Consider the following 24346-nt stretch of genomic DNA (forward strand, 5'->3'; position numbering starts at 1 on the left):
GCGCTTCGTAGCGCGCTGTCCGCTATGGCCATGCGGCACTGGAGCAACGCTCAGCGGGCCGCGGCGATGAATGTGCCTTCGGGCACGGTCAAGCGGGGGCGGGCATGACGGTCGCCACCCCCAGCGCCGGTGCCTCTGTGGCGCGCGGCGCAGGTAATCCGCTGAGCGTGCTGACCCGGCATCGTGCGCTCAGCAAGGTCGCGCTGCTGATCGTCGCCGCCGCCGTTCTCGTACCGCTGGCGCACGCCAAGTGGGAGAGCGGGCTGTGGCCCGGCGAGCTGACCGTCGATCTGTCCAAGCCGCTGGGGAGTGCCAGTGACTGGATCATCGACAACCGGGACAGCCACCCGCTGTTCGTGTACTTCCTGGGGCATCTGTCCAACGCCGTGGTCGTGTCCGTACGCGGCGTGTATCTGCTGCTGCTCGCGCTCGGCTGGACCGGTGTCACCGCGGCCGTCACCCTGATCGCCTGGCGGGCCGCCGGGGTGCGGGTGGCCGTGACCGCGCTGGTCTCCTTCGCGGTCACCGGGCTGCTGGGCATGTGGGTGCCCGCCATGCAGACCCTCGCGCTGATGATCGTGGCGGTGCTCGCCTCGGTCGTCGTGGGCGCGCTGCTCGGTCTGGCGGGCGGGCTCTCGGACCGGATGTTCCGGATGATGCGGCCCGTGCTGGACACCATGCAGGTGCTGCCCGCCTTCGCGTATCTGCTGCCGGTCGTGCTCGTCTTCGGCATCGGTGTGCCGGCCGCGCTGCTGGCCACCGTCGTGTACGCGGCTCCGCCGATGGCGCGGCTGACCGCGCTCGGGCTGCGCGGCGCCGACCAGGGCGTACTGGAGGCCGTCAGCTCGCTCGGCGCCACCGGACGGCAGCGGCTGCTGACCGCCCGCCTGCCGCTGGCCCGCAAGGAGCTGCTGCTCGGGCTCAACCAGACGATCATGATGGCGCTGTCGATGGCCGTGATCGCCTCGATGATCGGCGCCGCGGGTCTGGGCGACCGCGTCTACCAGGCGCTGGCCTCGGTGGACGTGGGTGCCGCGCTCGCCGCCGCCGTACCGATCGTGCTGCTGGCCATCGTCATGGACCGTACGACCGCGGCCGCCGGTGAGCGGCTGGGCTCGGACGCGGGCCGCGGCGGGCCGTCCTGGCTCGCCGGGTGGCGCGCCTGGGCGGGCATCGGCGTGCTGACCGCGGTCATCGCCGCCGCGGCGCGGCTGGCAGGGTCCACGGTCTGGCCCTCCGGCTGGACGGTGGCCATCGCGGGCCCGGTCAACGACTTCAAGGAGTGGATGGTGGACCACCTCTACTCCGGCATCCCCGTCATCGGCGGCACCGCCGACTGGGCCGCGCACTTCACCTCCTGGGTCCTGGACCCGCTGCGCGACGGCCTGACCGCCCTGCCCTGGTGGGGCGTGCTGCTGATCGTCGCCGCGCTGGCGTGGCTGATCGGCACCTGGCGCACCGCCCTGACCGCGACCCTGGCCATGGCCGCCATCGGCGTGCTCGGCGTGTGGAAGCCGTCGATGAACACCCTGTCCCAGGTGCTCGCCGCGCTCGCGGTGACGCTGGTGCTGGGCTTCGGCATCGGCGTGCTGGCCGCGGGCAGCGAGCGCATGGAGAAGATCCTGCGGCCGGTGCTGGACGTGTGCCAGACCATGCCGCAGTTCGTGTACCTGATCCCGGTGGTCGCGCTCTTCGGCGTCGGCCGCGCCCCGGCTGCCGCCGCCGCGGTCGTCTACGCGCTGCCCGCCGTCATCCGCATCACCACCCAGGGCCTGCGGCAGGTCGACCCGGCCGCCATGGAGTCCGCCCGCTCGCTGGGCGCCACCCGCTGGCAGACCCTGCGCCAGGTCCAAATCCCGCTCGCCCGGCCCGCGTTGCTGCTGGCCGTCAACCAGGGCGTGGTCCTGGTCCTCGCGGTCGTCATCATCGGCGGCCTGGTGGGCGGCGGCGCGCTCGGCTACGACGTCGTCACCGGTCTGGCGACCGGCGATCTGGCGCTCGGGCTGGTCGCGGGCGTGGCCATCGTGTGCCTGGGTCTGATGCTGGACCGGGTGACGCAGCCCACCGAGCGCCGTACGGCGGGGAAGGGGGCCTGACCATGTCCCGTACCCGTATGCGCACGCGTACGTCCCTGAAGGCGGCCGGTGCCTTTGTGCTCGCCGGGGCCACGCTGCTGGCGCTGTCCGGCTGCGGCAAGGCGGACATGACCAAGCAGGCCTCGCCGTTCGCGGCGGCCAAGGGCACCAAGTCCGTCACGCTGTCCGTACAGACCTGGGTGGGCGCCCAGGCCAACGTCGGGGTCGCCAAGTACCTCCTGGAGCACGAGCTGGGGTACCGCGTGGACACCGTCCAGGTGGACGAGATCCCCGCCTGGGACGCGCTCAGCCAGGGCCGGGTGGACGCCATCCTGGAGGACTGGGGCCACCCCGACCAGGAACAGCGGTACATCAAGGACAAGAAGACGATCACGGCGGGCGGCGGCAACGGCGTCACCGGCCACATCGGCTGGTTCGTCCCCAAGTACTGGGCCGACGCCCACCCGGACGTCACCGACTGGAAGAACCTCAACAAGTACGCCGACCAGCTGCGCACGCCCGAGAGCGGCAGCAAGGGCCAGCTGATGGACGGCTCGCCGTCCTACGTCACCAATGACAAGGCGCTGGTGAAGAATCTCGACCTGGACTTCGAGGTCGTCTTCGCCGGGTCCGAGGCGGCGCAGATCACCCAGATCCAGCAGTTCGCCAAGTCCAAGAAGCCGTTCCTGACGTACTGGTACGAGCCGCAGTGGCTCTTCAACCAGGTGCCGATGGTGGAGGTCAAACTCCCCGAGCACACGGAGGAATGCGCGGCCAAGGGCGCCGAGGATCCCACCACGGTGGACTGTGCCTATCCGACCACTCCGCTGCAGAAATTCTTCAACACGGACTTCGCCGAGAGCGGCAGCGATGCCGCGAAGTTCCTGAAGAACTTCACGTGGTCCAAGGAGAACCAGAACGAGGTCTCCGAGATGATCGCCGCCGACCGGCTGTCCGCAGACGAGGCGGCCAAGCGGTGGGTCGAGAAGCACCCGGACGTCTGGAAGGCGTGGCTTCCCAAGAAGTGAGGACGCGGCTTCTCGCCGAGTGAGGACGCGCTGACGGCGCCGGGCCCGTATTGCTTTAGGCAGACGGGCCCGGCGCCGTCTCGTACTCAGGGTGCAGAGAATGCGCCGCCGGCGTGCTGATAATCGATGGCATGCCCTATCTGCCGCAGTCCGCGCCCAGCCGCGCCACCCACAAGAGCCTGGCCGTGAGATTTCCCAAGACGGTCGCCTGCGTCGAGGTGCTCGTGGCGCTGTTCTACCTCGCGGTCATGGGCTACGGCGGCGGGGACGCCGGATTCTTCAACGCGCTGCCCAGCCTGGTGAAGGCAGGCGTGCTCTGCGTGGCGGCGCTGATCCTGCTGCTGCGCCGGCGCTTTCCCATCGCCGCCCTGCTGGCGCTGGCCGCGCTCTCCGGCGTCGTGCCGATGGCCGGACTGCTCACCGCCATGGCCGCGTACGCCGCCGCCCGCCGCATCGACACCCCCCGCAAGCGCGGTGTCGTCCTGCTCGGTGCGGCCGTGCTGCCGATGGTGACCGGCATCGTCGGCACGGTCGGCAGCCACTACGGCACGTGGGTGTTCGGCTTCGCGATGGGAGCCGTGGTCGGCGCCGTCGGCGTACTGATCCCCGGCCTGGTCGGCAGCTCGGCGGGGCAGCAGGAGCGCCTGGTGCTGGCGCTGCGCGACCGGGCCGCCGCCGCCGAGGAGGCCCGGCAGCTGGCCGACAACGCCTCCCGGGTGGAGGAGCGCTCCCGTATCGCCGCCGAGATGCACGACCTGGTCGGCCACCGCCTCAGTCTGATCTCCCTGCACACCGGCGGGCTGGAGATGGCGCTGGCCTCGCAGGCGCCCGAGCTGAAGGAGGAGGCCGCGCAGGTACGGCTGGCCACCCGCGACGCGATGAACGAACTGCGCGAAGTCCTGGGCGTACTGGGCCCGTTGGGGCGCAACACCGGCACCGACGCGCTCACCGACGCCACCGGCACCCGCTCCGACATCGAGGCGCTGGCGGAGGAGTCGCGGGCCGCGGGCATCCCCGTCACCCTCACCTGGGACGGCGCGGACCTGGACACCCTGGAGCCGCGGGTGCGGCGCGCCGTGCACCGGGTCGTGCGCGAGTCCCTCACCAATGTGCACCGGTACGCGACCGGCGCCGCCGTCGAGCTGACCGTGGCGCACACCGAGGACCTGGTACGGGTCCGGATCCGCAATGGGGTGCCGCCCGTGCCGCCGGAGGCCACCACGGGGCTGGGCACCGGGCGCGGGCTGAACGGGCTGCGCGAGCGGGTCCGGCTGCTGGGCGGCGAGCTGCGCGCCGAGCCCACCCGTACGGGCGGCTTCCTCGTCGAGGCCTCCGTACCCGCCCGCCCCGCGCCGTCCGCCGCGCCCGCCGCGGAGTCGGGTCCGGTGCGCGCCGACGACCTGGTGGCCGAGGCCACCCGCAGGTCCGGCGCGCTGCCCGCCCCGCTGCGGACCCTGTCCGGCGCCGCGACCGGGCTGCTGGGGCTGGCGGGCGTGGGGGCGATGCTGCTGTTCGGGCTGGCGGTGGTGCAGAGCTCACGGCCGATCGCGGGCAGTGTGAACGAGGAGGCCACCGTACGGGTGGGCATGAGCCGCGAGCAGGTGTCGCGCCTGACGAGCTTCGAGAGCGACCTGGCGCGCGCCGCCGCTGCGGGCAAGGAGCCGCCGCGCCCGCCGGGCACCCAGTGCTACTTCCCGTACACGAGCGACCGGGGCCGGGACGGCCGGATCGAGCTCACCCGTTACTGTTTCCGCAACAACGTTTTGCTCGATATCGCCAACTTTTCCGTACCGCTGCACGAAGAGGTCGGCTGACGGTCTTCCGCACGCGCGGGCCGCTCACGACCGCTGCGGCCGTTCCCCGTCCCCCACCTCGCCGGAGAACCCCATGACCACCGAATCCGCAGCCGCCCCCACCGGCAAGATCCGAGTCCTGCTCGCCGACGACGAGGAAATGATTCGTCACGGCGTCCGCCTCATCCTGCGTCACGCCGAGGACATCGAGGTCGTCGGCGAGGCCGTCAACGGCGCCGAGGCGGTCGAGATCGCCCAGAAGCAGCCGGTGGATGTCGCGCTGGTCGACATCCGGATGCCCGTGCTGGACGGGCTGGCCGCGATCGAGCAGCTCGTACAGCTCGACCCCAAGCCGCAGGTCGTCATGCTCACGACCTTCGGTGACGAGGAGAACGTCACCCGCGCCCTGGCGGCGGGGGCCACCGGCTTCCTGCTCAAGGACGAGGGCCCGCAGGAACTGATCAACGCGGTGCGGGCCGCGGCGGCCGGAGACTCCGTGCTCTCGCCGGGCGTCACCGCCACCGTCATCAAGCGGATGCTCACCGGAGGCGCCCGCATCGGCGCCGGCTCCGCCCCGGCCGAGGGCCCCGGCGAGCGCCTCGCCGCCCTGACCGACCGCGAGCGGGAGGTGCTGGCCATGCTCGGCGAGGGCCTGCCCAACCTGGAGATCGGCCGCCGCCTGGACATCGGCCTGGGCACGGTCAAGACCCACGTCGGGCGGATCCTGGAGAAGACCGGCACGGAGAGCCGGGTCCAGGCGGCGCTGCTGGCACATCAGGCGGGGCTGGCTTCGTAGTCGGCTCGTAGTCGGCTCCGGGCCGGAGCGCGCTCGGTCAGTGGCGGCCGCGCAGCATGGCGAGCAGCCGGCGGGCCTGGCCGCCGCGCCCGGAGCCGCCGTAGGACCGGTGGGGCCGGTGCGTGTGGGACCTGCGGGTGCGGCCGGAGTGGGAGCGGCGGGCGCCGGCGATGGTCCGCTGCCCCTGCGGGCTGCGGGCGTAGCGCAGGATGCGGTCGAGCAGTCCGGGCATGACGCCTCCAGGGTGTCGGGCCGTGTCGGATGAAGCGGATCGGCTCGGCGCTGCGAGTACCCCGCGCCCGCCCGGTGATGCCACCGGTGTGCCCTCAAGGCCTCGGGCAACCCCTCGTCCCCCGGTGCGGGCGGCGGCAGGCATAGTAGGTCGCGATCTCGGTCTCGATCGAGGTCATGACAATTGCTCGGCCGTCTCGTGTACGTAACAGGGGGACCAGGCTCCATGCCTTCCATACGCCGATCCACCGCGGCCGCCGCCGCGGTGGCCGCACTGCTCGCCGTCACCGCCACCGGCTGTGGCCCGGACCAGGAGAACGCCGCCGGGGCGCAGCCGAGCGCAGCGGCCTCCACGGAACAGAAGAAGAACGGGGGCGGCGACGACCTCAAGCTTCCCGAAATCCCCAAGGAATGGGGCGACTTGGGGAAGTGGAAGGAGGGCGGCTGGAAGAACTGGGACAAGTGGTCCCGCAAGGCGTCCGAGTTCGCCAACCCCGTCATCAAGGACCTGTGGCAGCCGGACCGGATGGCCAAGGCCGACTCCCCGAACCTCTCCGTGCAGAGCACCGGCGCGGGGCAGGGCTACGGCGCCACCGACCCCGACCCGCGCCCGGTGCCGGCCCGCGAGGTCAAGCGGCCCTACAACCGCAACATGGCGCCCATCGGGAAGATCTTCTTCGACAGCCCCGAGGGGCCGATGGTCTGCTCGGGCACGGTCGTCAAGGACCCCGCGCACCCGGGCCGTTCCAACCTGGTGTGGACGGCGGGGCACTGTGTGCACGCGGGCAAGCGCGGCGGCTGGATGCGCAACATCGTCTTCGTGCCCTCGTACAACAACGCCGGGCTGCCGATGCGGCAGGCCGTGCGGGCGCCGCGCCAGGAGGTCGCCCCGTACGGCACGTGGTGGGCGGACTGGATCACCACCTCCGGGCAGTGGATCGACATGGGCAGCACGAAGGAGGGCAACGCCGGTTCCGCGTACGACTTCGCGGTGCTGCACGTGAAGCCGGAGGGCGGCCGGGGCCGGTCGCTGGAGGAGACGGTGGGTGCCGCCGTACCGGTGTGGTTCGGCTCGCCCGAGCCCAACCAGGTCAACGGGATGCAGGCGTTCGGCTACCCGGCGGGCGCGCCCTATGACGGCGCGCGGATGATGAACTGCCTGGACCGGCCCAACCGGCTGACGATGGCGCAGGGCACCCCGGCGATGAACCGGATCGGCTGCACCATGACCGGCGGTACGTCCGGCGGCGGCTGGCTCACCCAGCGCGGCGGGCAGACCGTGCTGGTCTCCAACAGCTCGATCTCCTCGGCCAACCACACCTGGCTGGCGGGGCCGCACCTGGGCCGCGAGGCGAAGGGCGTCTTCGACGCGGTCAGCCGGAAGTTCGCCGGCCGGGGCTGACGCTCCGCCGTACGCGCGGCCGGTCGACTGCGGGCCGGCTGCGGCTGGGCGCACAGTTCCCCCGCGCCCCTGATGGGGCGCGGGAGTGGTGTCAGCTGTCGGTGGAGGTGCGGCGGCGGGCGGCGATGACCAGGCCCGCGCCGGCGGTCAGGGCGGCAGCGGCCCCGCCGAGCGCCCACGGGGTGGCACCGGCGCCGGTGGCAGCGTTCCCGGACGGCGCGGCGGTGTCCTGGACGGGCGCGACGGCGGGCTCGACGCCGGGCTTGCCGCCCGCGCCGTGGTCGCCGCCGCCCTGCCGGCGCTGCTCGCCGGTGGCGGCGTCGCCGTCGCTGTCGCCGCCCTTCTTGTCCGCCAGGATGCGCGAGACCGCGACGCGGGCGTCGTCATCGTCCTTCGAGAGGGGCTTCTTCGCGGTGCCGTCCGGCCGGGCGTCCGGCGCCGCGTCGGGGGTCGCCTTGGCGGGCGAGGCGGCGTCGTCGGCGGCGAACGCCGGAGCGGAGAACAGGACGGCAGGTGCTATCGCGGCAGCCGCGACAGCGGTCGAAACCCGAGACAACTTCACGTGAACCCCCACAGCGCACTAAATCTTGGAATATCCCCTCTGCCGGCCTCATCAGCGCCGGTTCCGCATGATCCATGGGGGTGTGGGCCCCGCCTACTGCGGTGGGGCGGGCAGGGTGCGGAGCAGGGCCTCCAGGGCCGCGGCGTAGGCGTGGTCGGGCGGGGTGGCGTAGCCGACCACCAGGCCGTGGAGGGTGGGGGCGGGGGAGCCGGGGTGGCGGAAGGCGGAGAGGGGATCGAGGGAGATGCCCTGCCAGCGGGCGGCGCGGAGGGCGGATTCCTCGGTGCCGGGCGGGAGTTGGAGGACGGCGTGCAGGCCGGCGGCGATGCCGGTGGCGGTGATGTGCGGGGCGTGTTCGGCCAAGGCCGCGACCAGCCGGTCGCGGCGGCGCCGGTAGTGCAGGCGCATGCGCCGGATGTGGCGGTCGTAGGCGCCGCACTCGATGAAGTCGGCGAGGGTGAGCTGATCGGTGGCGCTCGCCCACGCCTCGCGCTCGCCCTTGGCGGCCAGTACGCGCTCCACGAGCGGGTCCGGGAGCACCATCCAGCCCAGCCGCAGCGCGGGGGACAGGCTCTTGCTGACCGAACCGGCGTAGATGACGCGGTCCGGGTCCAGCCCTTGAAGGGCTCCGACGGGCCGGCGGTCGTAGCGGAACTCGCCGTCGTAGTCGTCCTCCAGGACCACACCGCCCGTCGAGCGCGCCCAGTCGACGGCGGCCGCGCGGCGGTCGGGGTGCAGCGGGCCGCCGGTGGGGAACTGGTGGGCCGGGGTCAGGACGGCCGCCCGTACGCCGCGAAGGGCCGCCAACTCGGCGGTGTGGGCGCCGGATTGGTCCAGGGGGAGCGGGACGGTGGGGCCGGTGGCGGACTCCAGGATGGAGCGGTGGAAGGGCAGGCCGTAGGACTCCACGGCCAGGGGCCCGCGGAGTACGGGGTCCGGGCCGCCGGTCAGCAGGCGCAGGGCGTGGGCGAAACCCGAGCAGATGACGATGCGTTCGGGCTCGGTGCGCACGCCGCGGGCGCGCGCGAGGTAGGCGGTGAGGGCGGCCCGCAGCTCGGGCCTGCCGCGCGGATCGCCGGGCCCGAAGGCGTCGTTGGGGGCCGCGGTCAGCGCACGCCGGGCCGAGGTCAGCCAGGCGGCGCGCGGGAAGGAGGCGGCGTCCGGCTGCCCCTGCTGGAGGTTGTGGGCGGGCCGGGGCGCGGCGGGCCGGTGTGCGGGGGCGCGCGGCGGCTTGAGCGGCTCGGCGCGCTGGGCGACGCGGGTACCCGACCCCTGACGGGCGCTGAGCCAGCCCTCGGCGACGAGTTCGGCATAGGCGTCGGCGACGGTATTGCGGGCGATACCGAGGTCGGCGGCGAGCGACCGATAGGGCGGCAGCCGAGTACCGGGCGCGAGCCGCCCCGTACGCACCGCCTCCCGCAACGCACGCGTCAGCACCGCACTACGACTACCGCCCCCACTGAGATCCAGATGCAGATCGACCCCCGGCCTACCGCCCCAGGCAACGGAACCGGACTGGTTGACCTCTACTTCCGCCATAAGAGGCGACTCTAGCGCCGGTCATTCGGACATCAGGGGCGCGGGGAACTGCGCATTTTTAGGGGCGCGGGGAACTGCGCGACCAGCCCCCACCGGCCCGCAGCTGCCCGGCCACTCACCTCACCACCAGCGCAATACCCCCCAGCATCAGACACCCCAGCGCATACACGGCCAACACCGTCCGCAGCACCCGATGAGAGTCGACCGGAGCAACGGCCGCCGCCGCACGGACACCGGCTTCACGCGGAACCGGCACCGCACTCCGCCCGCCGACCCCGGCCGGAACCCGCGGCGCCGGAACGGACGCAGGAACCGGCCGCGCTCCCTCGGCCCGCTCCGCCAACTGCACGGCAAGCTCCACACGCGCCAACGCCGCACTCGACGCCAGCGCGGCGCTCACGTTCTGCACCGCGACAAGCTGGACCGTCGAGTAGCCCAGCAACTGCGCCGTACCCGCCTGGCTGGCCGCGAACATCGCGTTGGCGCCGGTGTTGGAGCCCGCCAGGAAGCCGCCGACGGCGCCGATCCAGGGCGCGAGCAGCAGATAGCCGGGCCCGAGCGCGGCACCGGCCTGGGCGATCTCGCGGCTCATGCCCGTTACCGTCAGCAGTGCGCCCAGCGCCAGGAACAGGACGGTGGTCAGGGCCACCTGCCACCAGCGCCGTACCGCCGTGCCCAGCGCCGCGGGCAGGACCGAAGCGGCCGCGCCCAGCAGCCACGGGGTGAGCGCGGCGGTCAGCAGCAGCCAGCCCGCGGGCCCGGCCACCACCGTCCACCAGCCCTCCCGGATTCCGGCCGCCTCCAGCAGCGCCCGCCCCGCCAGCAGCCCGGCGACCAGGAAGCCGTACGGGGCCAGTGGGCGGGCGATCGGGGCGCGCGGCCGGGCGGTGCGCGGGGTGCCGCGCCGCCGTCCGCCCAGGAGCATCGCCACGATGGCGGCGAGCCCGCCCAGCACACCGGCCAGCGGTACGCCGAGGAAGGTGTTGACCGCCCACAGGGTGACCCACAACGCGCCCACGGACAGCAGGAGTTCGAGCCAGGAGGCCACCGCCCCGCGCAGCCCGAAGGTGATCACCAGTGCCGCCGCGCCGGCGATGAGGAAGATGGGGGCGGAGAGCAGTGCCGAGTGCACGCCGAGGTCCTGGAAGTCCACGCCGCCCAGCTGTACGGCGACCAGGCTGCCCGTACCCAGGGAGCCCCACGGCACCGTGACCAGCCCCAGCAGGCCCACCACCGCCGCCTTCGCCGGGGGCAGGCCCAGGCGCCGCAGCAGCGGGATGGCCACGATGACGCCGATGCCGAAGCCGGTCAGGGACTCGGCGAACGGCGTCACGCCGAGGACGACGAGCAGCACCGCGCGGGCGGGCGAGCCGACGGCGCCGCCGATCCGGTCCCCGAGCCGGTTCTGCGCGCCGGTGCGGCTCATCAGCTCGCTGAGCAGCAGGCCGCCGAAGAGAATGGCGGACAGCTCAACTGCCGTGGGCAGCATCTGCAGTTGGGCGGACATCAGGCGGGTGGGCGGGGTGCGGAACGCCGTCGCGGTGAGCAGTGCCGCGGTGGCCAGCGCCGCCAGGCCCGCGTACAGGGCCCGCACCCTGAAGCCGAGGAGGCCGAGCGTCACCAGGACCGGCAGGGTGGCCAGGGCGGCATTCACCGGGCGGCAGCGCCGCGCTTATCGGTGCGCTCGGTCAGCCCCACCACCAGCCCCACGGTGGCCCGGAACGCGCCGGTGTCCGCCGGGTCGGGCGTCTTGTGCTTGCGCAGCAGACCGACCTCGCGGATGAACGCGGAGAGGTCCAACGCGCCCTGTGGAGCGGTGACTTCGAGGGTACGGGCGTCGGGGCGGTGGCTCACGGTGGCCTCGGTTTCTCGGGAGGGAGGGCCGGTGCGCTCACGCCGTGCGGGCGGTGCGGGTGCCCGCCCCACGGCCGGTCCTCCTGCGGACAACGGGCTACCGCACTGTGCATTTATCCCCGCCTTACGACCAACCGCAGCCCGGTGACTCAGTCAGGTCGCCGGGCCCGTGCGCCCTGCCCCCGCCCGTTACGCCCTGCCCGTCACGCCCCGCCCGCTGCACCTTGCTCGCCACGCCCCGCCCGTTACGCTCCGCCCGCTACGCCCCGCCCCGCAGATCCGCCGCGATGCCGTGCGCCGCCTCCATCGTCCGCCTGAGCAGGTTGGGGCCGAAGGTGATGCGGGAGGCGCCCAGTTCGCCCAGCTCGCGCGGGCCCGGGCCCTCACGGGTGGCGAGGGCGTTGACCGGGACGCCGAGGCCGGCCGCCAGCTCGCCCAGCAGGTGCGGGGGAGCCAGGATCGGGTACACGCAGTCGGCGCCCGCCGCCGCGTACGCCCGGCCGCGCGCGACGGCCTCCTCGACGGCTCTCTCGACGGCCCGCTCAACGGCATCGAGGGTGCCCCCGTCGCCCTCGCCGCCCCCGTCGCCCTCGCCGCCCTCGTTGCCTCCGCCGCCGTGCAGGAAGACGTCCACCCGGGCGTTGATCACCAGCGCGTCACCCGCCTCGGCGCGCACCTCGGCCAGCCAGTCCGCCTGCCGCCGCGGGTCCTTCAGGAGACCGGTGTCCGGGTCGGTGTCCTCCAGGTTGCAGCCCACGGCGCCGCTCTCGGCCAGCCGCTCCACCAACTCCCGTGCCGACAGGCCGTATCCGGCCTCCACGTCGGCCGATACGGGGACGCCGGGCACGGCCCGGGTAATGCGTGCGATCGCGGCGAACATCTCGGCGGGCGGGGTCGCGCCGTCCTCGTACCCGAGGGAGGCCGCGACCGCCGCGCTCGGGGTGGCCAGGGCCGGAAAGCCCGCGTCCGCGAAGGCCCGGGCGCTGGCCGCGTCCCACGGGCCGGGGAGGACGAGCGGATCGCCCGCCGTACGGCCGTGGTGCAGCGCCCGCAGGGCCGCGGCGCCGGACAGCGCGGTGTCCGGGGTGAGCGTCATGCGTGCTCTCCCGGGGGCCTGCGGGTCGCCACATTGATGCGGTTCCAGGAGTTGATGGCCGTGATCACCCCGATGAGATGGGCCAGTTCGCGCTCGCCGAACTGCGCGGCGGCGCGCTCGTACACCGCGTCCGGCACGAAGCCGTCGGTCAGCACGGTCACCGCCTCGGTCAGCGCGAGGGCGGCCCGCTCCTTCTCGGTGTAGAAGCCCGCGGCCTCCTCCCAGGCGCCGACCAGGCTGATCCGCTGCTCGCTCACGCCCGCCGCCCGCAGGGCCTCGGTGTGCATGACGATGCACGGGGCGCACTTGTTCAGGAACGAGGCGCGCAGAAAGACCAGTTCGGCCAGGGTGTCGTCGCCCAGGCCCTTCTTGGCGGCGCGGGTGAGTTCGTACAGGGCCCGGTAGATCTCGGGATTCTTGGGCCAGTAGTCCAGTCGCCCGGTCAACGCGCTCACACCCGGCCCGGGGTCAGGCGGGTGGTCACGCCGATGCGGTTCCAGGCGTTGATGGTGGTCGCCAGGGCGATGACCTGGGACAGCTCCTGGTCGTCGAAGTGGGCGGCGGCGCGCTCGTAGACGGCGTCCGGCACGAAGCCGTCGGTCAGTACGGTGATCGCCTCGGTCAGGGCGAGGGCGGCCCGCTCCTTCTCGGTGTAGAAGCCCGCCGCCTCCTCCCAGGCGTTGAGGAGGTAGATCCGCGCCTGGGTCTCGCCCTCCTTGAGGGCGTCCTTGATGTGCATGTCGATGCAGAAGGCGCAGTGGTTGAGCTGCGAGCCGCGGATCTTGATCAGTCCGACCAGCGCCGGGTCCAGGCCCTTCCTGGCCGCCGTGTCCAGCGCGATCATGGCCTTGTAGAACTCGGGGGCCTGCTGGGCGAGGTTCATCCGGGGGCCGTGGGTGTGGCCGGGGTGTCCGGCGGGGTTCGCATTCGTCGTCATGCTCTAGAAACTATGCCGATAATGGCTCAGGGGTATGGTCCACTTTCATGGAGAATTCGTGGGCCACTTTCGGCCGGGACCTGCACCTGGACCTGTCCGGTCCCGGGGGCGTACGCGCAGGTCTGATGCATGCCCTGCGGGAGGCGGTGCGCACCGGACGGCTCGCGCCCGACACCCGGCTGCCCTCCTCGCGCTCGCTCGCCGCCGACCTCGGCATCGCCCGCAACACCGTCGCCGACGCCTACGCCGAACTCGTCGCCGAAGGGTGGCTCAGCGCCCGCCAGGGATCGGGTACCCGCGTCGCCCGCCGCGCCCTGCCGCGTACCGCGCCGCCCGCCCGCCGCGCCACCCCGCCGCAGGTTGCCACCGGCCCGCGGCACGACCTGAGCACCGGCACCCCCGACGCCTCCGGCTTCCCCCGCTCGGCGTGGCTGGCCGCCGCCCGCCGGGCCATGGCCGCCGCCCCCAACAGCGCCTTCGGATACGGCAGTCCGATGGGCAGACCCGAGCTGCGCACCGTCCTGGCCGACTACCTCGCCCGCGCCCGCGGCGTGCGCGCCGACCCCGAACGCATCGTGATCTGCGCCGGGTTCATCCAGGGTCTGGCGCTGCTGAGCCGGCTGCTGCGCCAGTCCGGCGTACGGGAGCTGGCCAACGAGTCCTACGGGCTGTGGTTCCACCGGGAGGCCGCGGCGCGCGCCGGGCTGCGTACCGTGTCCCTGCCGGTGGACGACCGCGGCGCGGACACCGGCAAGCTGGAGGAGCTGCGCGGCGTACGGGCCGTACTGCTCACCCCCGCCCACCAGTTCCCCACCGGCGTGCCGCTGCACCCCGACCGGCGCGCCGCCGTCGTCAGCTGGGCGCGCGCCGGCGGCGGGGTGATCCTGGAGGACGACTACGACGGGGAATTCCGCTACGACCGCCAGCCCGTCGGAGCTCTTCAAGGACTGGACCCCGACCACGTCGTCTACCTCGGCACCGCCAGCAAGAGTCTTGCCCCCGCGCTGCGCCTGGCGTGGATGGTGCTGCCGGACCGTCTCGTCGAGCCGCTGCTCGCCCTCAAGAGCACCGGCGAGTGGTCCTCGGGGGCCCTGGACCAGCTCACCCTCGCCGAGTTCATCTCCTCGGGCGCCTACGACCGGCATGTGCGCAGTATGCGGCTGCGCTACCGGCGGCGCCGCGACCAGCTCGTCGCCGCGCTGGCCGAGCACGCCCCGCACGTGCACGTCTCCGGGATCGCCGCCGGGCTGCACGCCGTCCTCGAACTCCCGCCCGGCACCGCGCCGTCCATCGTGCAGGCCGCCCTGTGGCAGGGCCTGGCCCTGGACCCGCTGACCCGCTTCCGCGCGCCCGACGCGCCGGGCGCGGCCCGCGACGCCCTGGTCGTGGGGTACGGCACCCCGGCGGAGCACGCCTTCTCGGGGGCGCTGGACGCGCTGCTGCGGGTGCTGCCGGAGGCGGTGGAGTGACGGCGGGCACGTGCTGCGCCACGCGCGAGAGGTGACGCACTCGCCGTTGATCGCTTGGCCCGGTTGACACCGGAATTCTTACGGTGCGGGGATGGACCCGTCCCCGTTATCCGTAGCCGACGCCGCGCCCCCTGCCCGTGCCGGAGCACGGCAGTGGGCCGGGCTGGCACTGCTCGTCCTGCCCGCGGCCGTCCTCTCCCTCGACATGACGATGCTGCACCTGGCCGTCCCCCGGATCAGCGCCGACCTGCACCCCAGCAGCACCCAACTCCTGTGGATGATCGACATCTACAGCTTCCTGATGGCCGGTCTGCTGATCGCCATGGGCACCCTCGGGGACCGGATCGGGCGCAGACGGCTGCTGCTGACCGGCGCGGTGGCCTTCGCCGTGGTCTCGGCGCTGGCCGCGTTCGCCGCCGGCGCGACGATGCTCATCGTGGCGCGCGCGGCGCTGGGCGTGGCCGGGGCGACCCTGATGCCCTCGACGCTGTCGCTGCTGCGCCGGATGTTCCCCGACGGGCGGCAGCGCGCCGTGGCGATCAGCATCTGGAGCGCCGGATTCTCCACCGGCGCGGCGCTCGGCCCCGTGGTGGGCGGGCTCCTGCTGGAGCACTGGTGGTGGGGGTCGCTGTTCCTGGTGGCGGTGCCGGTGATGGGGCTGCTGGCGGCGCTCGGGCCCGTACTGCTGCCGGAGAGCCGCGCGGCGGCCCCGGGCCGCCTGGACGCGGTCAGCGTCGCGCTGTCGCTCGGTGCCGTACTGGGCGCGGTGTACGGCCTGAAGAAGCTGACCGCCGAGGGCGTGACGCCGCTGCCCGCCCTGGTACTGGTGGCCGGACTGGCCCTCGGCGCCTGCTTCGTACTGCGCCAACGGCGGCTGCCCGTACCGCTGTTGGACCTGCGCCTCTTCTCCGACCGGGCCTTCTCCACCTCCGTCGGCACCGTCACGGCCTGCGTCCTGACCTACGCCGGCATGCAGTTCTTCATCGCCCAGTACCTCCAGTCGGTCGCCGGGCTCGGCCCGTTCGAGGCCGGTCTGTGGCTGCTGCCCGGCGCCGTCGTCGGCGCGCTGGCCTCCCTGCTCGGACCGCTGCTGGCACGCCGCTTCCCCCGCGCCCGGGTCATCGCGGCGGGCCTGGTGATGATGGCCGCGGGCTTCGCGACGCTCTCCCGCCTCACCCCCGGCGCGGACCCGCTCCTGGTCGCCGTCGCCTTCACCCTCATGGCCATCGGGTACGGCCCCGTCTTCGCGCTCGGCACCGACACGGCCACCGCCGCCGCCCCGCCCGACCGCACGGGCAACGCCGCGAGCGTCGTCTCCGTCACCGGCGACCTCGGCATCTCGCTGGGCATCGCCGTCCTCGGCAGCATCGGCACCGCCGTCTACCGCGCCAACCTGCCCGCCCCCACGGGCACCCTGCCCGCCGAGGCCCTGCACACCGCCCGCGAGGGCATCGCCGCCGCCACCTCGGCCGCCCCCGGCCTCCCGCCCGCCACAGCCACCCACCTCCTGGACACCACCTCCCGAGCCTTCCTCACCGCCCTGGAAACCGTCTCCCTGACGAGCACGGCCCTCGCGGTGGTCTGCGGAGCGCTGGTGCTGGCGGCCTTTCGCCGCAGGGGCGGGGCGGGTACGGGGGTGGGGTGACGGGGGCGTCCGGGTGTGGGGCGGGGTGGCGCGGGCGGTCGGGGCGCGCGCGTACCGGTTACCCCGCTGGCCTGCGCGAAGGGGGCGGGGTGCTTCCTGTGTGCCCGATGCGACCGGCCCTACGGCGCGCCGGCCCCCGACAGGCCGCCTGTCCGGGCGACTTGGTGGGCGCGCCCGGCCTGGGCCGCGTCTGGCCTGGACCGCATCCGGCCCGGATCGCGCCCGGCCTGGGCCGTGCCCCCTTCGACCTCGCGGGCGCGGACGACACCCCGTTTACGACAACGGCTACTTCAAGCCTTCGACCTCGCGGGCGCGGGCGCGGGACCGCTGCGCGGGATCGCCCGCGCCGTGGTCGACGGGGAGGTGTGAGGCACGGCCCACAGGGGTGGGCACGGCGCCGGCCACAGGGAGGTGTGAGGCGCGGGGCGTCAGGGTGCGGTGTTCCGTTCGGGAGGTGCCGGGGGCGTGGGGGAGGACTCGGTGGGTGCGGCGGGTGGTTCGCCGAAGCGGGTCAGGGTCAGGGCGCCCAGGACGGCCAGGGCGAAGCCGGTGACGGCCAGGGGCGTGAGGCCCTCGCGGGTGCGGTCGCCGAGCCAGGCGACGCCGACCAGGGCCGGGCCGAGCGTCTCGCCGATGACCATGCCGGCGGTGGCGGTGGTGACCGAGCCGCGCTGGAGGGCGGAGGTGAGCAGGAGGAAGGCGGAGCCGCCGCCGATGAGGAGCGCGTAGGTGGCGGGGTTGGTGAGCAGGGAGGGGAGGGAGAGGCTGTCGATGAGGCGTACGGAGACCTCCACGACCCCGAAGCCGCAGCCGGCGCCGAGGCCGAGCGCCGCCGCCCGCGCCCGCCCCGGCAGGCGCCCGGCCGGTACGCCGCAGGCGAGGACGGCCAGTGCCACCCCCAGCGTGGCCAGGCGCAGCGCCAGGGACCCCGTACGGTGCCCCTCTTCGCCCGAGGCCAGCCCCAGCAGGGCCAGGCCGCCGCAGACCAGCGCCACCGCCGCCCACTCGACGCGGCTGAGCCGGGTGTGCAGGACGCGGGTGGCGACGACGGCGGTGACGGCGAGGCTGGCGGCCAGGGCGGCGCCCACCGCGTAGATGGGCAGCGAGCGCAGCGCGGCCAGTTCGAGCAGGAAACCGGCGCCGTCCAGGGCCAGGCCGAGCAGATAGCGCCACTGTTTCAGGGCGCGCAGCACAAGGCCGGGGTCGACGCCGGAGCCGGTGCCGGGCGCGGTGGCGCGGGTCGCGACCGCCTGGAGTACGGAGGCGGTGCCGAAGCAGAGCGCCGAGCCGAGCGCGCAAACCATCCCGAGGATCACAGATCCGACCATAGGCGTACGGCGGCCGGACCCCTTTCACGCGGTGCCGGGGCGTACACCTAGGCTGCACCGTTGAAAGTGACACGAGTGACGCCGGTGACGGGGGATACGTACATGGCGGAGAAGGCGCGACGACGGCTGCGGTCGAGCACGGTGATCCTGGGCGGGATGGGCGCGCTGGCGGCGGCCCTGACCTCCTGCGGCTCCGAGCCGGACAAGCGGTGCGTGGACCGCAACAGCTACGACGTGGTCAAGGGATACCGGGTGGTGGACGCCAAGGCGTGCCGGAACTCGGGGAGCTCGGGATCGTCCGGTACCGGCGGGAGCACCGGCAGCGGCGGCTCGTACGGGAAGGGCAAGGGCACGGGCAAGGGTGCCGGCGCGGGCGGCGGGAAGTCCGTCGACGGGCAGTGGTACTACGGCTCCGAGACCAGCGGCGGCCGTGCCGACCGCGGCACCTTCAGCAAGAGCCAGGCCGTGGACCGCGGCGGCTTCGGCTGCTCCGGTTCGAGCGGGGGCTGAGCGGCACCATGCGGCGGCACACCATCACCCCGCGCCCCGGCTGGCAGCAGACCGTCGAGGCGCAGGGCCTGATCTACCCCCTGACCCGCTACCCGGACGACTCGCTGCGCCCGTACTGGGACGAGAGCGCGTACTACTCCTTCTCGCTGCCCGAGGTCGAGGCACTGGAGGAGGTCGTCGAGGAACTGCACACGATGTGCCTGGCGGCGGCCGAGCACATCGTCCAGCAGCGCCGCTTCGCCGACCTCGGACTGACCGACCCGCACCTGGCGGAGCTGGTCGCCGAGTCCTGGCGCAGGAGGGACGAACTGCCCTCCCTGTACGGGCGGTTCGACCTGCGCTACGACGGCAGCGGCCCGGCCAAGATGCTGGAGTACAACGCCGACACCCCCACCTCCCTGGTGGAGGCGGCGAGCCCGCAGTGGTTCTGGATGGAGGACCGCTTCCCCGGCGCCGACCAGTGGAACTCGCTGCACGAGCGGCTGGTGGCGGCCTGGAAGAAGCAGGCCGCGCTGCTGCCGCCGGGAGCCCCGCTGCACTTCGCGCACTCCGCGGGCGACGAGCTGGGCGAGGACCTTATGACGGTGGCCTACCTGGAGGAGACGGCGCAGCAGGCCGGCCTGGAGACCGTCGCCATCTCGATGGAGGACATCGGCTGGGACCGGCTCGCACACCGCTTCGTGGACCAGCGGCTGCGCTTCATACGGGCCTGCTTCAAGCTCTACCCGTGGGAGTGGCTGGCCACGGACGCCTTCGGTCCGCACGTCCTGGACACTCTCGACAACGGCGGCGGCACCGGCTCCACGCTGTGGATCGAGCCCGCCTGGAAGATGCTGCTGTCCAACAAGGCGCTGCTGGCCGTCCTTTGGGAGCTCTACCCCGGCCACCCGAACCTGCTGCCCGCCTACCTGGACGGGCCGCGCGAGCTGGCGCACACGAGCGGGTACGTATCCAAGCCGCTGCTCGGGCGCGAGGGCGCCGGGGTGACGCTCCATCAGCCGGGCGGCGACTCCGTCGGCAACGGAGTGATGCCGTCGGCCACACGCGAAGAGGCCTGCTGCTACCAGGAGTTGGCCCCGCTGCCCGACTTCGACGGCAACCGTGTGGTGCTCGGCGCGTGGGTCGTCGAGGACGAGGCGGCGGGGCTCGGCATCCGGGAGTCGGCGGGGCCGGTCACGGACGAGTACGCCCGCTTCCTGCCCCATGTGATCCGCTGACCGTACGGACTCAGGCGCCCAGTACGGACCGCAGCTGGTCCAGCCCCCAGTCCAGGTCCTCCTTGCTGATCACCAGCGGCGGCGCGATCCGGATCGTGGAGCCGTGGGTGTCCTTGACCAGGACGCCCCGGTCCATGAGCTTGTGCGAGATCTCGCGGCCGGTCCCGTGGGCCGGGTTGATGTCCACGCCCGCCCACAGCCCGCGCCCGCGCACCGCGTCCACCGCGCCGCCGCCCACCAGCAGCCGCAGCTCGCTGTGCAGATGCTCGCCCAACTCTGTTGCCCGCTGCTGGTATTCGCCGCTGCGCAGCATCGCGATGACCTCCAGTGCCACCGCGCAGGCGAGCGGGTTTCCGCCGAAGGTCGAGCCGTGCTCGCCGGGCCGGAAGACGCCCAGCACCTCCGAGGAGGCCACCACCGCCGAGACCGGTACGACCCCGCCGCCCAGCGCCTTGCCCAGGACGTACACGTCCGGCACCACGCTCTCGTGCTCGCACGCGAAGGTCCGGCCCGTGCGCCCCAGCCCCGACTGGATCTCGTCCGCGATGAAGAGCACGCCCCGCTCGCGCGTCAACTGCCGTACGCCCGGCAGATATCCGGGCGGCGGCACCAGCACACCCGCCTCGCCCTGGATCGGCTCCAGCAGCACCGCGACCGTGTTCTCGTCCACGGCCGCCTCCAGCGCGGCCAGATCGCCGTACGGGACGATCTCGAAGCCGGGGGTGTACGGGCCGTAGTCGGCGCGGGCCTCGGGGTCGGTGGAGAAGGAGACGATGGTGGTCGTCCGGCCGTGGAAGTTGTTGTCCGCCACGACGATCTTCGCCTGCCCGTCCGGCACGCCCTTGACGCGGTAACCCCACTTGCGGGCCGTCTTCACGGCCGTCTCCACCGCCTCGGCGCCGGTGTTCATCGGCAGCACCATCTCCTTGCCGCACAGCTCGGCGAGCTGGGCGCAGAAGTCGGCGAAGCGGTCGTGGTGGAAGGCGCGCGAGGTGAGGGTGACCCGCTCCAGCTGCTCCCTTGCGGCGTCGAGCAACCGGCGGTTGCCGTGACCGAAGTTGAGCGCCGAGTACCCGGCCAGCATGTCGAGGTAGCGGCGCCCCTCGACATCGGTCATCCAGGCGCCCTCGGCGGAGGCCACCACGACGGGGAGCGGATGGTAATTGTGCGCGCTGTGGGCCTCGGCGGCGGCGATGCTGCGTTCCGTGGGCGTCGTGGGCGTCACCATTGACTCCGTTCGCTATGCGGGCGATCCGACGGCATTTCTACCGTTGGGCGGACGGTATGCGATGAAACCTTGCGCCGCACAGCCCCCGTTAGACTGGCCTTGCGCACCGCGACTGGCGTACGGGGAACGGACCCCGAGGAAGCGGTGTGCGGCAACCCGCCCACGAGGTGCCGCCCTCCCCCACTCTCGACTGCGCTCGACCGGGGGGACCCCCTCGGCACCCCGGGACCACGACCGGACCCATCACCGATCGCCCCGGAGGACGCCATGACGCTTCCCCTTTCCCACCCCGCGCTGTCCGCAGCGGACCCCGAACTCGCCGCCCTGGTAGGCGCCGAGGAGCGGCTCCAGGCCGACACCCTGCGGCTGATCCCCTCCGAGAACTATGTCTCCGCGGCGGTCCTGGAGGCCACCGGGACCGTGCTGCAGAACAAGTACAGCGAGGGCTACGCGGGCCGCCGCTACTACGAGGGCCAGCAGAACATCGACCTCGTCGAGCGCCTGGCGATCGACCGCGCCAAGGCGGTCTTCGGCGTCGAGCACGCCAATGTCCAGCCGTACTCCGGCTCGCCCGCCAACCTCGCGGTCTACCTCGCCTTCGCCGAGCCCGGCGACACCGTGCTGGGCATGTCGCTGCCCATGGGCGGCCACCTCACCCACGGCTGGGGCGTCTCGGCGACCGGGAAGTGGTTTCGCGGAGTGCAGTACGGCGTACGGGCGAAGGACGCCCGTATCGACTTCGACCAGGTCCGCGAACTGGCCCTCAAGGAACGGCCGAAGATCATTTTCTGCGGCGGCACGGCCGTCCCGCGCACCATCGACTTCGCGGCCTTCGCCGAGATCGCGCGCGAGGTGGACGCCGTCCTGGTCGCCGACATCGCGCACATCGCCGGGCTGGTCGCGGGCGGCGCGCACCCCTCCCCCGTACCGCACGCGGACGTCATCTCCACCACCACCCACAAGACGCTGCGCGGCCCGCGCGGCGCGATGCTGATGTCCCGCGAGTCCTTCGCCAAGCCGGTCGACAAGGCGGTCTTCCCCGGCCTGCAGGGCGGCCCGCACAACCACACCACCGCCGCGATCGCCGTCGCCCTGCACGAGGCCGCCCAGCCCGCCTTCCGCGACTACGCGCACGCGGTCGTCGCCAACGCCAGGGCCCTGGCCGAACAGCTGCTGGCACGCGGCTTCGACCTGGTCTCCGGCGGCACCGACAACCACCTGATCCTGATGGACCTCACCCCCAAGGACGTCCCGGGCAAGGTGGCCGCCAAGGCCCTGGACCGGGCCGGCATCGTCGTCAACTACAACACCGTCCCCTTCGACCCCCGCAAGCCCTTCGACCCCTCGGGCGTACGCATCGGCACCCCGTCCCTGACCTCCCGCGGCCTGGGCACCGACCACATGCCACTGGTCGCCGACTGGATCGACCGGGGCGTGGCAGCGGCGGGCACGGGCGACGAGGAAACGCTCACGAAGATCCGCGCAGAGGTGGCCGACCTGATGACGGCATTTCCGGCACCGGGGCTGAGCGGCTGAACGGCCGAGCTGCCGAGCGGACGAGCGGCTGAACGGCCGTGTCCGGGCTTCACGCAGGGCCGGACGCGGGTGACGGGCTGCCGGACACGGAGGGGCGGGGTTTACCGGCGATTGGGCTCGGTGGGGCTCGATGGGGCGTCCGGGAGGGTGTGGGCTTCGGCTGTTTCGAAGCTGCCCGGGAGGGCGTCGACTTCGGCTTTTTCGCCGTTGCCCGGGAGGGTGTCGGTGTCGTCCTCGAAGGCGATCTCGTAGTACCTCACCCGCTCGTCCTCCGCGACCCAGCGCATGCCGACGGCCGTCATGACGTGCTGCGAGGCGGTGTTGTCGAGGTCGGCGTCGCCCTTGACGCGGGTCACGCCCAGCGCCCTTGCCAGGCGCAGGAGTTCGCGTACCGCCTCGGAGGCGTAGCCCTGGCCCTGTGCGGCCGGGACCAGGCCGTAGCCGATGGTGACGCTGCCGTTCTCGTCGGGGGTGGCGTGGAACTCCAGGCCGCCGATCGCGTGCCCGTCCTCGCGGCGCCGTATCTCGTACGGGCCGAACGGCTGGGGATCGCCGGGGCCCGCGCACGCCGTCAGGAACCGCCGGGCCCCGGCCAGATCGTCTTCGGCGGGATAGCCGGGTGCCCACGGAACACTGCCGTCCGGTTCGTTCGCCAGCAGACGTGTCGCCTCGGCGGGGCTCAGCGGGTGCAGCACGAGCCGCGCGGTCACAAGATCGTCCATGCCGGACACCTATCACGCGGCACCCGCGCACCACATCCGAATTGCGCCCGGCCCGCTAGGCGTTGGGTGCCGCAGTCGGTTCGGGTGACGGTTCCGGTGACGGCGCCGGGACCAGGCCGTCGGCGACCAGTCCGGCCAGCACCGCCTCACCCAGTGTGTGCACGGCCGACTGCGGGCGGACCATCACCGTGAACTCCTTGATCAGACCGGCCTCGTCGAACTGCAGCAGGTCGATGCCATGGATCTGCCGGCCCCGCACGGTGGCCCGGAAGGGCAGGACGGCAGAGGCCGCTTCGGTGCCGTCGGTGCTGGTCTCGGCCGTACCGTCGAAGTGCCCTATGTAGCGGAAGTCCTCGAAGGTACGCAGCAGTACGCCGAAGAGGCCCAGCACCATCGGCCTGCCTTCGAACGGCGTGAACTTCACCGGGCTGTAGAAGCGGACGTCCTCGGTGAACAGGCCCTCCAGCAGGGCGAGATCACGGCGTTCGACGGCCTCACGAAAGCGATCGGCAGACATCACAGTTCCTCCAGCGCTCCAGTGCTTCAGCACTCCACATACTCAAGAAAGTGACTAGTCAGTTTCTTGAGTACCATGGCGTCGCGCCCGACCGGAAGAGGTAGAAGCAGAAGAGGCGGTGGGCGGGCGCAGGCGAGGGAGGGGGTCTCATGGCTTTGCGGCATGCCGTACTCGCGGCGCTGCTGGACGAGGAACTCAGCGGATACCAGCTGGCCAAGGCATTCGACGTGGGCGTGGCGAACTTCTGGCACGCCCTCCCGCAGCAGCTGTACGCCGAGCTGGCCAAGCTGGAGAAGGAAAGGCTGGTCGCCGGCCGCGAAGTGGTGCAGGACACCCGGCCCAACAAGCGCCTGTTCACGGTCACCGAGCCCGGCCTCGCCGAACTGGAACGGTTCGCTGCCGCCACCTCCAAGCCCTCCGTCATCCGCGACGACCTGCTGGTGAAGGTCCAGGCCGCCGACCACCTCCCCGCCGAGGAACTGATCGCCCAACTTGAAGAGCGGGCCACCTTCGCCGACGCGAAGATCAAACTGTTCGGCGCCCTGCTGCGTCAGATGCGCGGCCGCCGGACCGAGGAGGACTTCCTCCGCCACGGCGAGCGCATCGGCCCCTACCTCACCTGCCTCCGCGGCCTCGCCTTCGAAGAGGGCAACCGCACCTGGTGCCATCAAACCGCCAACATCCTGCGCACCCGCTCCCTCAACCACTCGCTGTAGACGGCAAGTTCGACATTCACCTCTGCGCGTACGGCAATCACCCTGCGGCCCGTAGGGCACCAACTCCATCACTCCATCACTCCATCCGGCGCCGCCACGCCGAAGTCACGGCGGCACCATGCGCGTCCACGAGGGTGGGCATGCA

23 protein-coding genes are annotated in these 24346 nt (G+C 72.8%); 11 read left to right on the forward strand and 12 right to left on the reverse strand.

The genetic code is table 11. The features are described from left to right. Window positions 1-104 precede the first annotated feature (104 nt). The 4 genes from AC4IJH_RS18975 to AC4IJH_RS18990 all read left to right on the forward strand — a co-directional run bounded on the left by AC4IJH_RS18975 (window position 105) and on the right by AC4IJH_RS18990 (window position 5692). Window positions 105-2096, forward strand: a complete 1992-nt coding sequence (locus AC4IJH_RS18975) for an ABC transporter permease (protein WP_490852943.1) — start codon at window positions 105-107, stop codon at window positions 2094-2096. A 2-nt stretch (window positions 2097-2098) separates the two neighbouring features. Beyond that, window positions 2099-3103 carry an ABC transporter substrate-binding protein gene (locus AC4IJH_RS18980; protein WP_490852944.1) on the forward strand — a complete coding sequence of 335 codons (1005 nt, stop codon included), beginning with the start codon at window positions 2099-2101 and terminating at the stop codon, window positions 3101-3103. Window positions 3104-3234: 131 nt separating this feature from the next. Continuing rightward, on the forward strand, window positions 3235-4917 hold the full coding sequence (locus AC4IJH_RS18985; RefSeq protein WP_490852945.1) for a sensor histidine kinase: 1683 nt from the start codon (window positions 3235-3237) through the stop codon (window positions 4915-4917). Window positions 4918-4990: 73 nt separating this feature from the next. Then, window positions 4991-5692: a response regulator gene (locus AC4IJH_RS18990; RefSeq protein ID WP_490852946.1), complete on the forward strand. Its 702-nt coding sequence runs from the start codon at window positions 4991-4993 to the stop codon at window positions 5690-5692. 37 nt (window positions 5693-5729) lie between these two features. Here AC4IJH_RS18990 and AC4IJH_RS18995 read toward each other — a convergent pair whose 3' ends face one another. Next, on the reverse strand, window positions 5730-5924 hold the full coding sequence (locus tag AC4IJH_RS18995; RefSeq protein WP_490852947.1) for a hypothetical protein: 195 nt from the start codon (window positions 5922-5924) through the stop codon (window positions 5730-5732). A gap of 225 nt (window positions 5925-6149) precedes the next feature. On the opposite strand from AC4IJH_RS18995, the gene AC4IJH_RS19000 reads away from it, so the two are divergent. Further along, window positions 6150-7325: a trypsin-like serine peptidase gene (locus tag AC4IJH_RS19000; protein WP_490852948.1), complete on the forward strand. Its 1176-nt coding sequence runs from the start codon at window positions 6150-6152 to the stop codon at window positions 7323-7325. 91 nt (window positions 7326-7416) lie between these two features. On the opposite strand, the gene AC4IJH_RS19005 is transcribed toward AC4IJH_RS19000, so the two are convergent. The 7 genes from AC4IJH_RS19005 to AC4IJH_RS19035 all read right to left on the reverse strand — a co-directional run bounded on the left by AC4IJH_RS19005 (window position 7417) and on the right by AC4IJH_RS19035 (window position 13313). Beyond that, window positions 7417-7887: a hypothetical protein gene (locus AC4IJH_RS19005; RefSeq protein WP_490852949.1), complete on the reverse strand. Its 471-nt coding sequence runs from the start codon at window positions 7885-7887 to the stop codon at window positions 7417-7419. A 93-nt stretch (window positions 7888-7980) separates the two neighbouring features. Further along, window positions 7981-9426 (reverse strand): MocR-like pyridoxine biosynthesis transcription factor PdxR, encoded by a 1446-nt coding sequence (pdxR, locus tag AC4IJH_RS19010; protein WP_490852950.1) that lies wholly within the window; start codon window positions 9424-9426, stop codon window positions 7981-7983. Between the two features lie 115 nt (window positions 9427-9541). After that, window positions 9542-11080: an L-lactate permease gene (locus tag AC4IJH_RS19015; protein ID WP_490852951.1), complete on the reverse strand. Its 1539-nt coding sequence runs from the start codon at window positions 11078-11080 to the stop codon at window positions 9542-9544. Further along, complete coding sequence (locus tag AC4IJH_RS19020) at window positions 11077-11280, reverse strand: hypothetical protein (RefSeq protein WP_490852952.1); 204 nt, start codon at window positions 11278-11280, stop codon at window positions 11077-11079. Before AC4IJH_RS19020 ends, AC4IJH_RS19015 begins: the two co-directional genes overlap by 4 nt. 259 nt (window positions 11281-11539) lie before the next feature. Further along, window positions 11540-12376 (reverse strand): isocitrate lyase/PEP mutase family protein, encoded by an 837-nt coding sequence (locus AC4IJH_RS19025; protein ID WP_490852953.1) that lies wholly within the window; start codon window positions 12374-12376, stop codon window positions 11540-11542. Next, complete coding sequence (locus AC4IJH_RS19030) at window positions 12373-12822, reverse strand: carboxymuconolactone decarboxylase family protein (RefSeq protein ID WP_490852954.1); 450 nt, start codon at window positions 12820-12822, stop codon at window positions 12373-12375. The genes AC4IJH_RS19025 and AC4IJH_RS19030 overlap by 4 nt, the downstream gene beginning before the upstream one ends. A 5-nt stretch (window positions 12823-12827) precedes the next feature. After that, entirely contained in the window at window positions 12828-13313 is a 486-nt protein-coding gene (locus AC4IJH_RS19035) for a carboxymuconolactone decarboxylase family protein (protein WP_490852955.1), read from the reverse strand. 47 nt (window positions 13314-13360) lie between these two features. Between AC4IJH_RS19035 and pdxR (AC4IJH_RS19040) the strand changes: the two genes are divergently transcribed. Beyond that, on the forward strand, window positions 13361-14782 hold the full coding sequence (pdxR, locus tag AC4IJH_RS19040) for a MocR-like pyridoxine biosynthesis transcription factor PdxR (protein WP_490852956.1): 1422 nt from the start codon (window positions 13361-13363) through the stop codon (window positions 14780-14782). Between the two features lie 91 nt (window positions 14783-14873). Beyond that, window positions 14874-16427, forward strand: a complete 1554-nt coding sequence (locus AC4IJH_RS19045) for an MFS transporter (protein ID WP_490852957.1) — start codon at window positions 14874-14876, stop codon at window positions 16425-16427. Window positions 16428-16855: 428 nt separating this feature from the next. On the opposite strand, the gene AC4IJH_RS19050 is transcribed toward AC4IJH_RS19045, so the two are convergent. After that, window positions 16856-17731: a DMT family protein gene (locus tag AC4IJH_RS19050; RefSeq protein ID WP_490852994.1), complete on the reverse strand. Its 876-nt coding sequence runs from the start codon at window positions 17729-17731 to the stop codon at window positions 16856-16858. Window positions 17732-17857: 126 nt separating this feature from the next. On the opposite strand from AC4IJH_RS19050, the gene AC4IJH_RS19055 reads away from it, so the two are divergent. Together AC4IJH_RS19055 and AC4IJH_RS19060 are read left to right on the forward strand one after the other, a co-directional pair. Next, complete coding sequence (locus AC4IJH_RS19055) at window positions 17858-18265, forward strand: hypothetical protein (protein ID WP_490852995.1); 408 nt, start codon at window positions 17858-17860, stop codon at window positions 18263-18265. Window positions 18266-18273: 8 nt separating this feature from the next. Further along, the gene (locus AC4IJH_RS19060) at window positions 18274-19482 is read left to right on the forward strand and encodes a glutathionylspermidine synthase family protein (protein ID WP_490852958.1); all 1209 of its coding nucleotides are present in this window, start codon (window positions 18274-18276) and stop codon (window positions 19480-19482) included. 10 nt (window positions 19483-19492) lie between these two features. Here AC4IJH_RS19060 and rocD read toward each other — a convergent pair whose 3' ends face one another. Then, a complete protein-coding gene (gene rocD / locus AC4IJH_RS19065; RefSeq protein ID WP_490852959.1) occupies window positions 19493-20707 on the reverse strand; it encodes an ornithine--oxo-acid transaminase in 1215 nt (404 codons plus the stop codon). A gap of 270 nt (window positions 20708-20977) precedes the next feature. On the opposite strand from rocD, the gene glyA reads away from it, so the two are divergent. Then, complete coding sequence (gene glyA / locus AC4IJH_RS19070; RefSeq protein ID WP_490852960.1) at window positions 20978-22246, forward strand: serine hydroxymethyltransferase; 1269 nt, start codon at window positions 20978-20980, stop codon at window positions 22244-22246. Between the two features lie 101 nt (window positions 22247-22347). Here the strand turns inward: glyA and AC4IJH_RS19075 are convergent, their stop codons facing one another. Together AC4IJH_RS19075 and AC4IJH_RS19080 are read right to left on the reverse strand one after the other, a co-directional pair. Continuing rightward, the gene (locus AC4IJH_RS19075) at window positions 22348-22968 is read right to left on the reverse strand and encodes a GNAT family N-acetyltransferase (RefSeq protein ID WP_490852961.1); all 621 of its coding nucleotides are present in this window, start codon (window positions 22966-22968) and stop codon (window positions 22348-22350) included. Window positions 22969-23023: 55 nt separating this feature from the next. After that, entirely contained in the window at window positions 23024-23488 is a 465-nt protein-coding gene (locus tag AC4IJH_RS19080) for a nuclear transport factor 2 family protein (RefSeq protein ID WP_490852962.1), read from the reverse strand. 146 nt (window positions 23489-23634) lie between these two features. Here AC4IJH_RS19080 and AC4IJH_RS19085 point away from each other — a divergent pair, with 146 nt between their 5' ends. Further along, complete coding sequence (locus AC4IJH_RS19085; RefSeq protein ID WP_490852963.1) at window positions 23635-24201, forward strand: PadR family transcriptional regulator; 567 nt, start codon at window positions 23635-23637, stop codon at window positions 24199-24201. Window positions 24202-24346: the final 145 nt, after the last annotated feature.

It is taken from the genome of Streptomyces sp. UF-297 (assembly GCF_058245575.1).